The sequence below is a fragment of the Flavobacterium sediminis genome, assembly GCF_003148385.1.
In the GTDB taxonomy this organism is placed as follows: Bacteria; Bacteroidota; Bacteroidia; order Flavobacteriales; family Flavobacteriaceae; genus Flavobacterium; species Flavobacterium sediminis.
The window spans coordinates 1211608-1225869 of record NZ_CP029463.1; the positions used below are offsets into that span (position 1 = coordinate 1211608).

Consider the following 14262-nt stretch of genomic DNA (forward strand, 5'->3'; position numbering starts at 1 on the left):
TATATTTAGCTATTATTCTTTTCTTTTTTCTTAGCTCTGTAATAAAGAAAATAAGCTATTCCGATCAGAACCAGAAAAGGTAAAAAAGTTCCGATAACCACTCCTATTTCGTATTGTTTATCCGGAGCGTTTTTTATCTTTTCTTCTATATTTACTTGTTGAATTAAAGCGATCCACTTCATGATTTATTTGCTTTTAAATTTTGACAAGGCCTTTTTCGTAAAATCTGACAAAACAAGCCTTCCTGAAATAGCTGCTCTCTCAAACAACAAATGATCCCAATCATCAATTCCTTCCCACAATACTTTTTTAAGCTCGACTAATGCTTCCGGATTATATTCTGATAATTCTTCAGTATAACTCTTCAAAGCTGTTCTCATTTCTTCATTTGAATCAAAAACACGATTGAACAAACCATTTTCTTTTGCCCAATGAGCATCTTTCCATTGTGTCGGTTGCAATGCCATTTCTCCAACACCTGTTTTTCCTATTTTTCTGGAAACAGCAGGCTCAATAACAAACGGACCGATACCAATTGCCAATTCTGATAATTTGACTGAGGCATTTACTGAGGCAAAGACATAATCACAAGCAGCGATCAGCCCCACTCCGCCTCCTACAGCTTTTCCTTGTACCTCTCCGACTATAATCTTTTCACATTTTCGCATTGCATTAATCACATGCGCAAAGCCTGAGAAAAATTTGGTTCCTTCTTCAAAATTGGAAATACTTAGTAGCTCATCAAAAGAGGCACCGGCACAGAAAGTAGTTTCCCCTTCACTTTTCAACACAATCAGTTGCACGGAATTATCTTTTCCTAAATTATAGAAAGATTGTGCCAATTGATTCAATAGATCACCTGGCAAAGAATTTCCCGCCTTATTATAAAAAGTAATTGTTGCAATTTTAGTATTGATTGCTGTTTTAACAAAAGCATCCATATTTTATCTCTTTAAACTAAAGTGTGCTTTAAATTCTTGAGAAGTACCATTAACAACATAATCAACTCTGAACCAATAGTCTGTTGAAGGCAAAGGCTGTCCATTATAGGTTCCGTTCCAACCTTCTCCATTTGTACTAATCTGCTTTATCAATTTTCCGTAACGATCAAAAATATAAATCTTAGCATCATATTCTGACAGCCCTTTAATATTCCATGTATCATTATACCCATCACCATTAGGAGTAAAATAATTAGGATACGTTATAGCATTCAGGTTACTCACAGAAAGTAGCTCTCCACAGCCTTGTATATCTTTTACATATATCGTATAATTTCCGTTAGGCAAATCTGTAAAAGTAGGATTGGTTTGCCAATTCACAAGGTCTATACTATACTCATAAATTCCATAACCTCCTTCAGCAGCACCTACTATAGTAGCAGTACCGGCCGAGAACGGTGGTGTTATTACCTCAGCTGTAAAACTAACCGGTTCAGAAGAATAGGTTGTCGTTATCTGATCTGTATAACTACAAGAAGTATCCAGATTTGTAACTATAACTGTATAAGTTCCTTCCTCAGTCACTACATATTGAGAACCTACCTCATTTGTCAGGTCTAAGCCTACAATATCTGAACTCCACTGATACGCATAATTTCCGGATGTTGCAGGAGTTGCATCAATAACTTGTGACCCCGAACCCGTTTGCGGATCAACACAAAGAAAGAAATTATCCCCTAAATCAGTATCAGGCAATGGATTAACTATTAATTTAAGAAAAGGACCTAAGGCAGCACATTCATAAAGATTACTCTCCATACGAACCCATATTTCCTGGTAATCAGGCACTGTATTTCTAAAATTAGTAATATCCTGAATACTATTTTGCTCTATTAAAGCATCCGTCTCATTTTCATAATATGAAAAAGTATAGGATTGATTAGAAGGAAACTGACTGATAAGTGTAGCTTCTATCTGAGTTAAGTCGAAGTAATCAATACCGTCATCATCAGGATCATTAGCATCCAAATAATCATCACATTCCTCTAAAGGAAAACTAAAGCTTTGTGCTACAGTAGTGGCAGAAACTATCAAATTTACTTTTGCTGTTCTGTAACATCCATAATCATTTTCAATTCTTACCCACACTTCACTTCCGTTTGCAGCAGTATAATTTGTATCGTCTGCTACATAATCTGTTTGACCTTCAGCTCCCGACAAGGAATTGTGATAGGTAAATACAACATCACTATCTGTTGAAATCTGACTATTCGCTTGAATCAGATTAAAATTAGTTATAGCATCTGTATCAGTATCACATTGCTTCAATGTAATCTCTGAGACAGAAACCGGCAATGGATTAACCGCTAAATCTAACGTTCCTATTTCATAACATCCGTTATTATTAGTAATTCTAAAATAGATCGTTTTAGAGTTCGAATAGTAACTATTGGAAAGAGGAGGCATATTGTTTTCAGCATCAATCATGGTTTCATAAAATTGAACACTTAAGATATCCGTTTGATTCCCTATGATTTCAGCATTTTTTGTATCTAATAAAAACGTAGCATAACCATTCGTATCATCCCCATCGTTATCTGTATCGCAAATTTCATACGATGTTACTGTTAAAGCATCCGGTGATGAAACAATATTAACAGTCACAGTTGCAGACACCGGATCACAAATACCATTAACATCTGAAACAGTGTAGGTATATAGTCCCGGAAGGTCTATAGTCGGATTAAAATCTCCATTATCCGGATTTCTAGGCGTTCCATTATACGTCCAGGTTCCTCCGGAAGTAATATTTGTACCTAAAAAGCTTGTTAAATCGATTGATTCATTTACCTGGCATAAATTCTGAACCGAAGAAGCACCGGCACTAGGCCCTGGCACAATAGAATTTACCGTAATTGTGATATCATAAAATCTTGTGATTCCGTCACATGTCTTTGAAAAATGATAAGAATAATCACCCGGTAAATCAATAGTCGGATCAAACAGCCCGTCTGCTTTCGGAGTTCCGTTATAATCCCAAGTTCCGTTGGTTTCCGGATTTCCGGGTATCTCATCAAAAAGATCAATAGTCGTCCCGGAACAAACATCCATCGTTCTATTACTAGGAACACTTCCGAAACCCGAAAAATACCCTCCGTATCCCGCAGCTCCTGAAGCACCGAAAACCCCTACTGCTAATGCTCCGGTAGAAGAAACTTCAGTATCTCCCGTAAGATTGTCAATTCGATATGTTTTCCAGTTAGGATTTCCTGTTACCGCAACCGAATTAGCACTGACCGGAACTCCGTTTATAGTTACAACTGTTGGGTTTGAAGGATCTCCGTTAACAAAAGATTCCGTAGCAACTAATATCCCTCCTGTATAAGCTGTGTTACCGATTCTATCCACATCAGGAATCAAATCGACACTTTTTTGCCAGAAGCAACTCAACGGAGGAATAAAAAAGAATCCGGAAGTAGCATCGGATAAACTTCCACCGATTATTTGGTAAACAAATGATGGCTTAGAGGTCTGAATTAACATATTGAAATTAGAAGCAGAACCTAAAAAATAAGAAGTTGGAACCAAATAATATTCTCCCGCATCTATAGTCGCTACAGGAGTAGGGCTTCCGTTAAGTCTTATTTCCGTATTGTCTTCATGTGCAATTATTAACGGGTGCTCTGTACTGTCACTCCCGTTACCTTTCATAACAATATATTCTTTCCCTACTTGTTCTAAAGGAACAATTTGATCTAAGTTAAAATCCTGCCCTGCACTATCACTTAGCATTCCGCCGGTTAAATTTCCGGTATTCACAACAATTGGTTTATCCGAAGTCAATAAAGCGCCTATAAAACCAACTCTATTTACAGAAGTACTAAACGAAGTACTCACCTCTCCGCTCACAACAACACTTTCCCCTTTATTGAGGACAAAGGTTTGAGAAGGAGCTGAAAAAGTAGTATTCCCTAAAATAAAGCTTACATTAACATCATAATCTGACAATACAACGGTTGTATTATCCTCTGTCGCCATAAAACTGGTTACAAAATTTCTAATGGACCCACCGCTTGTTTGCGGCAAACTTCCTAATCTAAACACCGTTCCTGCGCCGGTTCTTCCTTTTGAAGCCAAAATTTCAGCATGATTATCTGCCCTCACTCTGAAACTTACATAAAAATCATACTGTCCTTCTAATATTAATCCTCTGTTTGCAACAACACTACCTACCTGACTTATATCAAGCATCATCAATGAAGGTTGGTCGTCTCCTATTTTAATTCTCACCGGATTCCCTTGAGAGATTGTAAAAGGTGACCCGTTAATCGGTACTCCATTACCTGCCTTTATTGTAACAGGAAAAGGAGTTGGTTCAGGTGTTGATAAATATATATAATGATCTTTAACCAGATTAGTTGACATCGTCTCATTAGCATATAAAGGTGGTATCCAATGCTTATTACTAAGTTGGCTAAATGAATTTATCGCAAAAAAAGATACTAATAATAAAAAAAATATTCGTTTCATCATCAATGAATGAATTTTATACAAAGGGGTAAATTTAATCACTTTAACTCAAACCAATACAATTTTAACTAAAAAAAGGCTCTCAACTGCACATTTCCGGTATGGACTGCTTTACTTGTTTCGGATCTGCGTCCTTGATAGTTAATATTGATATCGAGGTATTGTGTGATGTTTTTCTGAAGTACCAATTGCCAGACTGAATTTTTCCCGGCTTGCAAGCCTTGTAACATTTGAAAGGAAACAGGTGACAGACTATCTCCTGTGAGCTTATTATTGTAAAAAGAATAAGAAGCATTTAACGTAAATCCTTTTTCAGAATTAAATGTAAGTCCGGTTCCTAACTGGTTTTGCTCTAATGTTTCCATTAAATTGATTGTGTTTTTTTGATTTTTATATTCGTAAAAAACATCCCAACTGGCATTTTTTGAAAAAATATACGAGATTTTTGGAGAAACGGAATAATTGTCTATTTCGTAGTCTCTGGAACTGTAATTTTCAGAATAACTTTTAGTATTTCCGGTTTGAGAGGCTAATTTTAGTAACCACATTTTAGCGACTAAATGGGCATATTGCAATTGATGTGTAAATGATTTATTTTCCTGACTTCCCACATTCAGAAGACTTTTTGCATGGTTATTAATATAAGTATAGGTTACGGAATGATGCTGTCTTCCTTTATTGAAAAACAAACTATTCCTGAAATTGTTATTGAGTCCTAAAATATTATCGTTCTTAGAAAAAGGGTTTAAGTCAAAATTGCTATTCTCTTTTTTAATCTTCCGCTCTACCAAAAATGAGAATTGGTTGTAAAATTTAGATAGAAACTTCTGTAATCCGGTTTTATTTTGCCATGCCAGTCCGTTAAAAACAATCGATTGCGAAAATTTGTTCTGGTGTGTTTTCACATATACCTGATTAGGCAGATAGACTCTTACATATTTCGCCTGATCGGGAAAAGGTGCTATCTCAAATTCCTGGATCTCCTGAATTCCGTTATTGTTATAATCATTCCACATATAAACTCCTTGTCCGGGATCTACTTCTAAATAGGTAAATTCTTGTTGTGGTATGGTTCCGGAAGTGGTTTCATAGATTGTAGAACTTTGTATCAGATTTGAGAAAAACGAATTGGTATACAACAGCCTAGAATTTAACGACGTTTGCTTAGGTTGCTGCTCGTCTTTGTATTTTAAATTCCGGTAATTAAAATAAATACTTAAGTTGCTTTTTTCCGTTTTGATCAGTTGCGATTTTAAATAATAAGAATGGGATTGATTTACTCTTTCTATGGTATTGTTAACCAAACTATCATTCGCTCTGTTTTTATATCCGATTTCAACATACACATTCGTAGAATCGCCTCTTCCGGCAAAAAAACCGTATTCCGTAAAGCGTTGACTAAGTGCTGTATATTCATCACTAACACTATTCTTTTGACGATTGTTCTCTATATTGAAAGTGGCTCCTACCCAATTTTTATCGATATGTTGCAATACTTTGCTTTGGTTTCTGATAAATTTAGAATTATAAGCCTCATTTTGACTGTTCATAGCACTGAAGTTAGTAACTATAGCTGTTTTATTGAGTTTCAGGTTTGATTCTACCAAATGACGATTCCCCGAAAAATTCTTAGAAAAGTCTAATTTCTCAAACTGATAATGTACAAAACCATTCCTGAAAAAATTGAAATTCAAACCACTCTGCAACAAGGATTGGTTTCCGGAAACCGTACTAATATTCCAATCCCGATTGAACTCAATGTTATACAAACGCTCGATAGTTTTAAAGTCTTGCTGAACAAAATCATATTTCGTCGTCAGATCTAAATTGAATTTTCCGGTATAAAGTCTTTGTTTACCATCTATTTTAACTGCTACTCCTTTGTTATTGTTATCATCAATTGTCGAATAGAGATTCTGGTCATTGTTACTGACAGCTACTTCAAAATCAACTGTTGTCTTTTCAGAAGGTAAATAACTTCCCAAAACCGTTGCTATCTGAATTTTTGTAGGTGCAATTAACCTCACTATAGGTTCATAATCGCCTTGCAAAACTCCGTTTACAGGAGCTACATACTCATAGATCTTCCCGATAGCATTACTGTTGCTTATGACATAGTTCCCTTGATTTTCGCCAATATAAGTAAAGCGAACGTTATACAATTCTTCATTGGGATCATTAGAATACTCATAAATTTGTTCAGCACCCACCGTAACGACTCTATAGAGTATTTTATTTTCAGAATAAACGTCCAAATAAGCAGAAGGCGCATTCATCAGACTTTGATCATCACCGGCTTCTTGCAGTGCACTTACTTGCTCTTCAGATAAATTTTGTTGTAAAGGTTGATTTTTTATATCATTTTCTGAATATAAAAATGTTCCTATCTTAAATTTTTCTCTTTCATGGGTTACTCCTCCATAAGTTACAATTCTTGTAAAATTCCGATCGGTGTATTGATATTCTACATTAATACGCATTTCAGAGGTAATAGGAAACAAAGAGGTAAAAATAACTTCTCCGGCATTGTAATCAATAACGTAATCATTATTTTCTCCACGTTCCAATAATATCCCGTTAACATAAACTCTTTCTGAACCTGAAATCACCAGAACATACAATTCGTCATTATTTCCTTTCAGTTTGTAAGGTCCTTGATTCCCTTCCTGCCCGGTAAAAGTACTTCTGGCATATTGACCACGAACAATTGCAGCTGCTGTATAAACTTCTGTTTTGCTATCGGATTTACCGAACGAGAACCTTGTCGATAAACCTTGTACTTTTTTATTGAAATTTAAAAACTGAGACTGTCTGTTCTCTAAGAACAAATCTCCCGCTCTGATACTCCAATTATCCGAAAAGAGTTCAATAAAAATCTGATCAAATTCATCTAACTTTTGCGAATATCCTCCATCTTGCAATGGAATATTACTATCCTGAATGGAAGCCCTCAGACTTACTTTATCTGAAATTTTTCCGGTAATCTGTAAATCTAAATTAGAATTAACAACAGTATTTTGATTGTTACCTATAGTAATCCCTCTCGAAATACTTCCGGAAGTATTCAAACCGTCAAATGGTTTAAACTTTGTTACGGACTCTCTTTTTAAACTGTAAAGATTTCCGGCTGCCGCATTGGGTACTATTTTACTATCATCATAAATGGCATATTCCTTTGTAATATAATCCGGAAACATTAAATACCGGACCTCTAAACTGTCCGGAAGCATGGTATTGGGATGAAAAATGATCTTCCCTTTGGGAAAATCAACATGGTAAAGCGTTGAGTCAATTTCATTACCGGCAAAATCTTTTACCTTAAAAAAAGCTCTGTTAATACTTACTTTTTCCAATGAGATCGTATCTTTTACAACAGCGATCTTTTTAGATTTGTAAGGCGTTTCGGTTTCCTGAGCATACAACTCCGAGAACCAAAGAAAAAACAATGCTATAAATCCGATTTTTACCATTAATACCTATAACTCTGAAAATTCAAAAGTAGTATTTATTAATGTAAATAACAGTACATTCCTTTTTTGAAAAGTAAAAGCCTCTGTCTGAAAAATTCACTCAGACAGAGGCAACATAAAAAAGGGTATATATGAAACTTATTCTTTTGTTACAATTTGAAGGGTTTCTCTTGAAATCTGTTTCAGAAGAACGGTTTTACCCGTTTCAACTGTTGCTGCTGATTTTTCATTAAAATGTCTGATCGTGTAAAGCGATACATTTTCGTTGAATGACACTTTGAATTTTTTGGCTAAATGATTCCTCAGCTCTTCAAAATTATTGAATTTGTCTTCTATACAAACTGAAAAACTAATCGCCGAGTTCTGAATAAGGTTTACTTTCATTTTGTACTGATGGAACAAAGCAAAGATCTCACTTATATTCTCTTCCATGATAAAAGAGAAATCGAGTGAAGACAATGAAAGCAGCAACTGGTTTTTCTTAACAATAAAACATGACGTTTGCGGTTCCAGATCGGCTCCTTTAGAAACGCTGGTACCCGGCAACAACGGATTGAGGAATGACTTTACATACAATGGAATTTCTTTTCGTTGTAAAGGCTGTAATGTTTTCGGGTGAATTACCGTTGCCCCGTAAAAAGCTAGCTCAATTGCTTCCCGATAAGAGATCTGGTTCAATAAAACAGCATTTTCAAAATAACGAGGGTCGGCATTCAACACTCCCGGCACATCTTTCCATATTGAAACACTTTCAGCATTCAAGCAGTACGCAAAAATAGCCGCTGTGTAATCTGACCCTTCTCTTCCAAGTGTTGTGGTAAAATTATTTGAATCTGAACCTAAAAATCCTTGCGTAATATATAGTTTATTTTTATCAACACCTTCCTGAATTAACTTTTGTGTTTCTTCCCAATCTACGTTAGCATCTCTATAAGTTACATCTGTTTTTATAAAATTGCGAACATCTAACCATATGTTTGTCAATCCTTTTTCATTAAAATAATAACTCACAATCGTTGTTGAAACAATTTCTCCGAAACTCACTACCTGATCGTAAACAAAATTATAATTAGGCGACTTATTACTTCTGATAAAATATTCCAGATCATTAAAAAGACTATTCACGGCAAAGAAAACATTGTGTTCTTCATCTTCAAATAAATCTATTAAAATCTGATTATGATACTTTCGAACTTCCTGAATGGATGCATTTAAGTCATTAGACTTTTCAAAATAATTTTTTATAACCACCTCTAGTGCATTTGTTGTTTTTCCCATTGCTGAGATCACTAAAAGTGTATTTTGGTGTCCCACTTTTTCTAGCACTGAAGCTACATTTTTAACACCTTCGGCATCTTTTACGGATGCTCCTCCAAACTTAAATATCCTCATATAACCTGATTCAATTACAATTCATAAAATTAATTTAGCTTCGCTACAAATCGTTTGATTCCTTCTTCATCCATTTGTACTACCCGCCAATCTGATAAAATTTCAGCTCCGGACTTCTCATAAAAATTAATTGCGTTTATATTCCAATCCAGCACATTCCATTCGATCCTTCTCACACCTTCTTTCTCTCCTTGTTCCATTATTTTTTGGTACAACGCACTACCGGCTCCCGTTCCTCTCATCTTTTCTTTAACGATCAGGTCTTCTAAATGGATCGTTTTTCCTTTCCATGTTGAGTAGCGATAATAATATAAAGCCATACCTACGATTTCTCCTTCAACTTCTGCAAAAAATGTATAAAACAGTGGATTCTCAGAAAAACCGTCTCTGATTAAATCCTCCACTGTAACCACAACTGCTTCCGGCTCTTTTTCAAAAATGGCTAATTCTTTGATCAGTTCCAAAGCTGCCGGCATATCTTCTTTTGTTCCTTTGCGTATAATCATTTTTTATTAATTCTCTATTTTCTGATAAAATGAAAGTGCAAAAATAATAGCTTGAAAAACAAGTTTGTAATTTTTTTAATCATATCACAAAAAAACCGATATTTGTGCCATTAACACAACTACATCGATTTCGACATGGAAGAAAGAAATACCACCTTAGGTGAGTTTATCATTGAAAATCAAAACTCATTTCAATATTCGACCGGCGAACTGTCACGCATCATTAATTCAATCCGTTTAGCGGCTAAAGTAGTAAACTACAAAGTAAACAAAGCCGGATTAGTTGATATTGTAGGTGCTGCCGGCGAACAAAATATTCAAGGAGAGGATCAGCAAAAACTGGATGTTTTTGCCAATGAAACTTTTATCCAGACATTGACAAACAGAGAAATCGTATGCGGAATCGCTTCTGAAGAAAATGATGATTATATCACGGTAGCAGGTGCAGATAACAACCATAACAATAAATATGTTGTTTTAATGGATCCTCTGGACGGTTCATCTAACATTGATGTAAACGTTTCTGTCGGAACTATTTTTTCTGTTTTCAGAAGAGTTACCCCTGTTGGTAGCCCTGTTCAACCGGAAGATTTTTTACAACCGGGTGTAAATCAGGTAGCTGCAGGTTATGTGATCTATGGTACTTCTACCATGCTTGTTTATACTACCGGACATGGCGTTAACGGATTCACTTTAAATCCGGCTATCGGAACCTTTTACCTTTCGCATCCTAATATGAGATATTCTGAAGACGGAAACATTTATTCCATAAATGAAGGGAATTATGTTCATTTTCCGCAAGGTGTAAAAGATTATATTAAATATTGTCAGAAAGAAGAAGGTGACCGACCTTATACTTCTCGTTATATCGGAAGTTTGGTTTCTGATTTTCATCGTAACATGATCAAAGGCGGTATTTATATTTATCCGACGAGTTCTAAGGCTCCTAAAGGAAAACTGCGTTTGTTATATGAATGCAATCCGATGGCTTTTTTAGCGGAACAGGCAGGCGGAAAAGCTTCTGACGGATTCAGCCGAATTATGGAAATTCAGCCGACAGAATTACACCAGAGAGTTCCGTTCTTTTGCGGAAGTAAAAATATGGTAGAAAAAGCTGAAGAGTTTATGAAAAACGCTCAATAATAAAAAAGCTCCCTAATTAGGGAGCTTTTTTATTTTATCTGTTCATGTTCTGCATTTCGTAAATAAAAGTATCTAAATCCACGTTTAATTGTACCAGAGATAAAGCTTTATCAACAATATACTGAATATTTCCCGGTGTAAAACCTAAAGCCACACCAAAACGTCTTAGTAATTCGTGTTGACTCTCTCCCAATTCATGATCTGCATATACCATTCTGGCCAGATCATACAAACGCTCTAACCTTCTGGTATGCAACAACGGAGGGTTTACCGGATATTTTGTCGGGTTCTCTAAAATCTCTTCGTACTCTTGTTCTGAGATTTCTAATTTAATTGCTAATTTATCCAAGAACTTTTGCTCTTCTTCTGAAATTTTCCCATCCGCAAGAGCCACTCTTACAATGGCAGAAAAATGACCTTTGTTTCTGTTACGGAATCCACTATCGAATAAATCTGAAATTGACATCTGTTAAATTTTTAGTTTCGCAAACATACGTAAATTTACGATTTTTATAAAATAAATACTATCCTTTTACTAAAAGAAAACTTCCTTGAAGTTTCTCTTTTTTAATGAAAAAGATTAAGTAAAAAAGCTTTGTATTATTTTAACCGCGTTTGTGTATCTTTACGATTTAAAAGTTTATTATTTTTAGATAATTAATTTCGTATGTCAGAATTTTGGCCGTACTTTAAAATAGGACTTACTCACGTATTAAATATACATGCCTATGATCATGTATTATTTTTAACTGCATTAATGATCCCTTATACTTTTAAGGACTGGAAACGTGTGCTGATCTTAGTTTCCTTATTTACATTAGGACACACATTGTCTTTGTTCCTTGCCGTATTCGGTATTGTCAGCGTAAATCCGTTATATGTAGAGTTTTTAATTCCCATAACCATTTTAGCAACCGCTGTTTTTCATTTATTTACAGCCGGAAAATCTGCTAAGACTGAAAGCATTTCTTTTGTTTCTATTGTAACTTTGTTTTTCGGAATTATACACGGCTTAGGCTTTTCTAACTATTTTAAAGCAATTTTACCGGGCAGTGCTTCCGATAAACTATTGCCTTTATTAGAATTTGCTTTAGGCATTGAAGCCGCACAAATCATTGTTGTTCTAATTGTTCTGATTCTGGCTTACGTTGTACAAACATTTTTCCGTTTTTCAAAAAGAGACTGGGCCTTGGTAATGTCTGCATTTATAATGGGAGTAGTAGTTCCTATGATCATTGAAAACGAAATCTGGAAAAGATAAAAATTTATGTCTCAAAAAAGATCCAAATACGATAAAGCCTACTTGCGCATTGCTAAAGAGTGGGGACAATTATCTTATTGTAAAAGAAAACAGGTTGGTGCCATCATTGTAAAAGACAGAATGATCATTTCTGACGGTTATAACGGAACTCCTTCCGGTTTTGAAAATTGTTGTGAAGATGAAGTTGGTCTAACTAAATGGTATGTGTTACATGCAGAAGCCAATGCTATTCTGAAAGTGGCTCGTTCTACACAATCCTGTGAAGGTGCTACACTTTATATTACATTATCGCCTTGCAAAGATTGCAGTAAACTGATTCATCAAGCCGGCATTAAAAGAGTAGTTTACCATCAGGAATACAAAGACTGTTCCGGAATAGATTTTCTTAAAAAAGCCGGGGTAGAAGTAGAATTAATAGAAGAACTCTCATAAAAGACAAAGCATTGAAGCCAAATAAAATTTACTTCCCGTTATTCTTATCAGCAGCAGTAGCTCTGGGTTTACTCTTAGGAAGTAAACTGTCTACTTTTTCCGACTATCAATCCAATAATAAAAAAGCAAAGCTAAACCGATTAATTGACTTAATCGACCGGGATTATGTAGATGATATTAATACTGATTCTATTGTGGATCTGACAGTAAATAAGATTCTGGAAAATCTGGATCCGCATTCTGTTTACATTGATCCGAAAGAAATGGTTGCCGTAAATGAAAGTATGCGTGGTGACTTTGTAGGGATCGGCGTGAACTTTTATATGTATCATGATACTGTTGCTGTTATCAAACCTGTAAAAGAAGGACCTTCTGAAAAAGCAGGAATCAAAGCCGGTGATCGCATTTTAGCTGCCGGTGATTACACACTCTATGGTAAAAATCTGCCAAATGACTCCTTATTCGGTAAACTAAAAGGTCCTGAAGGTTCTGCTGTTAACTTAACTATTTACCGAAAAACTGAAAAAAAAGAATTCAAGGTCAAAGTCCTTAGGGATATTATTCCTCTGAAGAGTGTTGATATTTCTTTTATGACGGATAATTTAACTGGTTACATAAAAATAAATCGTTTTTCAGAAACTACCTATAGAGAGTTTCACAATGCCTTATTAAAATTAAAAGCGCAAGGTATGACTCGCTTAATGATTGATTTGAGAGGTAATGGCGGTGGTTATCTGGAAATGGCTGTTGCTATTGCTGATGATCTTTTACCAAAAGGAGATGTTATAGTAAAAGTTAAGAACAAAAAAGGAAAAGTTGATACTACTTTTGCAACTGAAAAAGGAGAATTTGAGACCGGAGAACTCTACATCCTTATCGACGAGAATTCAGCCTCAGCGAGTGAAATCTTAGCCGGTGCTATACAAGATAATGACAGAGGAACAATTGTGGGACGTCGTTCATTCGGCAAAGGCTTAGTACAACGTGAAATGCCTTTAGGCGATGGTTCAGCCGTACGTTTAACTGTTGCGCGCTATTACACTCCTTCCGGACGTTCTATTCAAAAACCTTACGGAGACAAAGGAGAAGGTTATTTTAATGAATTTGAGAAGCGTTTTGCAAACGGCGAGCTATACGAAGCAGATAGTATAAAAGTAGCTGACAGCTTAAAATATAGAACCAAAGAAGGGAGAACAGTATACGGCGGCGGCGGAATAATTCCTGATGTATTTGTTCCCTTTGAAGCTAATCACGGAGAAGAAGCCACTATAATGGTCATGCAATCCGGCTTGGTGAACTATTTTGCTTTTGAACAAATTGATAAAAACCGGAACTATTTTGACCAACTCAATTTAACCGAGCTTAAAGAAGAAATTTTTTCTGATGAAAAGTACCTTGATGAATTCAAAAAATACATTTCAGGAAGTGGTATTCTACTTAGTTTCCATCAAAAAGACAAGATCCTGACTTATCTGTATGCAGAGTTCGTCAGACAGCTTAAAACAGACCTGGATTATTACAAAATCCTGTTACAGCAAGACAATATGGCTCAAAAAGTATTGAGTCTGGAAAAATAAAAAAAACAG

The 14262-nt window shown here is 35.4% G+C and carries 11 protein-coding genes; 4 read left to right on the top strand and 7 right to left on the bottom strand.

The features are described from left to right. Positions 1-5: 5 nt before the first annotated feature. The 6 genes from DI487_RS16005 to DI487_RS05720 form a co-directional block, all read right to left on the bottom strand. Positions 6-182 (bottom strand): hypothetical protein, encoded by a 177-nt coding sequence (locus DI487_RS16005; RefSeq protein WP_170108176.1) that lies wholly within the window; start codon positions 180-182, stop codon positions 6-8. A 3-nt stretch (positions 183-185) separates the two neighbouring features. Then, complete coding sequence (locus tag DI487_RS05700) at positions 186-941, bottom strand: enoyl-CoA hydratase/isomerase family protein (protein ID WP_109568771.1); 756 nt, start codon at positions 939-941, stop codon at positions 186-188. A gap of 3 nt (positions 942-944) precedes the next feature. Then, positions 945-4475 carry a T9SS type B sorting domain-containing protein gene (locus DI487_RS05705; RefSeq protein ID WP_109568772.1) on the bottom strand — a complete coding sequence of 1177 codons (3531 nt, stop codon included), beginning with the start codon at positions 4473-4475 and terminating at the stop codon, positions 945-947. Between the two features lie 65 nt (positions 4476-4540). After that, positions 4541-7942: a hypothetical protein gene (locus DI487_RS05710; protein WP_109568773.1), complete on the bottom strand. Its 3402-nt coding sequence runs from the start codon at positions 7940-7942 to the stop codon at positions 4541-4543. Between the two features lie 138 nt (positions 7943-8080). Then, the gene (locus DI487_RS05715; protein ID WP_109568774.1) at positions 8081-9334 is read right to left on the bottom strand and encodes an aspartate kinase; all 1254 of its coding nucleotides are present in this window, start codon (positions 9332-9334) and stop codon (positions 8081-8083) included. A 29-nt stretch (positions 9335-9363) separates the two neighbouring features. Next, on the bottom strand, positions 9364-9840 hold the full coding sequence (locus DI487_RS05720; protein WP_109568775.1) for a GNAT family N-acetyltransferase: 477 nt from the start codon (positions 9838-9840) through the stop codon (positions 9364-9366). 135 nt (positions 9841-9975) lie between these two features. Here DI487_RS05720 and fbp point away from each other — a divergent pair, with 135 nt between their 5' ends. Further along, positions 9976-10983 carry a class 1 fructose-bisphosphatase gene (gene fbp / locus DI487_RS05725; RefSeq protein ID WP_109568776.1) on the top strand — a complete coding sequence of 336 codons (1008 nt, stop codon included), beginning with the start codon at positions 9976-9978 and terminating at the stop codon, positions 10981-10983. Positions 10984-11017: 34 nt separating this feature from the next. Here fbp and DI487_RS05730 read toward each other — a convergent pair whose 3' ends face one another. After that, positions 11018-11449 carry a tellurite resistance TerB family protein gene (locus tag DI487_RS05730; protein ID WP_109568777.1) on the bottom strand — a complete coding sequence of 144 codons (432 nt, stop codon included), beginning with the start codon at positions 11447-11449 and terminating at the stop codon, positions 11018-11020. A 201-nt stretch (positions 11450-11650) separates the two neighbouring features. On the opposite strand from DI487_RS05730, the gene DI487_RS05735 reads away from it, so the two are divergent. The 3 genes from DI487_RS05735 to DI487_RS05745 are packed head-to-tail and all read left to right on the top strand — an operon-like array spanning position 11651 to position 14253. Further along, a complete protein-coding gene (locus DI487_RS05735; protein WP_109568778.1) occupies positions 11651-12244 on the top strand; it encodes a HupE/UreJ family protein in 594 nt (197 codons plus the stop codon). A gap of 6 nt (positions 12245-12250) precedes the next feature. Beyond that, positions 12251-12676: a deoxycytidylate deaminase gene (locus DI487_RS05740; RefSeq protein ID WP_109568779.1), complete on the top strand. Its 426-nt coding sequence runs from the start codon at positions 12251-12253 to the stop codon at positions 12674-12676. 11 nt (positions 12677-12687) lie between these two features. Further along, on the top strand, positions 12688-14253 hold the full coding sequence (locus tag DI487_RS05745; RefSeq protein ID WP_109568780.1) for a S41 family peptidase: 1566 nt from the start codon (positions 12688-12690) through the stop codon (positions 14251-14253). Positions 14254-14262: the final 9 nt, after the last annotated feature.

Coding starts and splice junctions, on each gene's coding strand:
- DI487_RS05740 (WP_109568779.1), top strand. CDS start 12,251: ATGTCTCAAAAAAGATCCAAATACGATAAAGCCTACTTGCGCATTGCT.
- DI487_RS05735 (WP_109568778.1), top strand. CDS start 11,651: ATGTCAGAATTTTGGCCGTACTTTAAAATAGGACTTACTCACGTATTA.
- DI487_RS05710 (WP_109568773.1), bottom strand. CDS start 7,942: ATGGTAAAAATCGGATTTATAGCATTGTTTTTTCTTTGGTTCTCGGAG.
- fbp (WP_109568776.1), top strand. CDS start 9,976: ATGGAAGAAAGAAATACCACCTTAGGTGAGTTTATCATTGAAAATCAA.
- DI487_RS05705 (WP_109568772.1), bottom strand. CDS start 4,475: ATGATGAAACGAATATTTTTTTTATTATTAGTATCTTTTTTTGCGATA.
- DI487_RS05730 (WP_109568777.1), bottom strand. CDS start 11,449: ATGTCAATTTCAGATTTATTCGATAGTGGATTCCGTAACAGAAACAAA.
- DI487_RS05720 (WP_109568775.1), bottom strand. CDS start 9,840: ATGATTATACGCAAAGGAACAAAAGAAGATATGCCGGCAGCTTTGGAA.
- DI487_RS16005 (WP_170108176.1), bottom strand. CDS start 182: ATGAAGTGGATCGCTTTAATTCAACAAGTAAATATAGAAGAAAAGATA.
- DI487_RS05715 (WP_109568774.1), bottom strand. CDS start 9,334: ATGAGGATATTTAAGTTTGGAGGAGCATCCGTAAAAGATGCCGAAGGT.
- DI487_RS05700 (WP_109568771.1), bottom strand. CDS start 941: ATGGATGCTTTTGTTAAAACAGCAATCAATACTAAAATTGCAACAATT.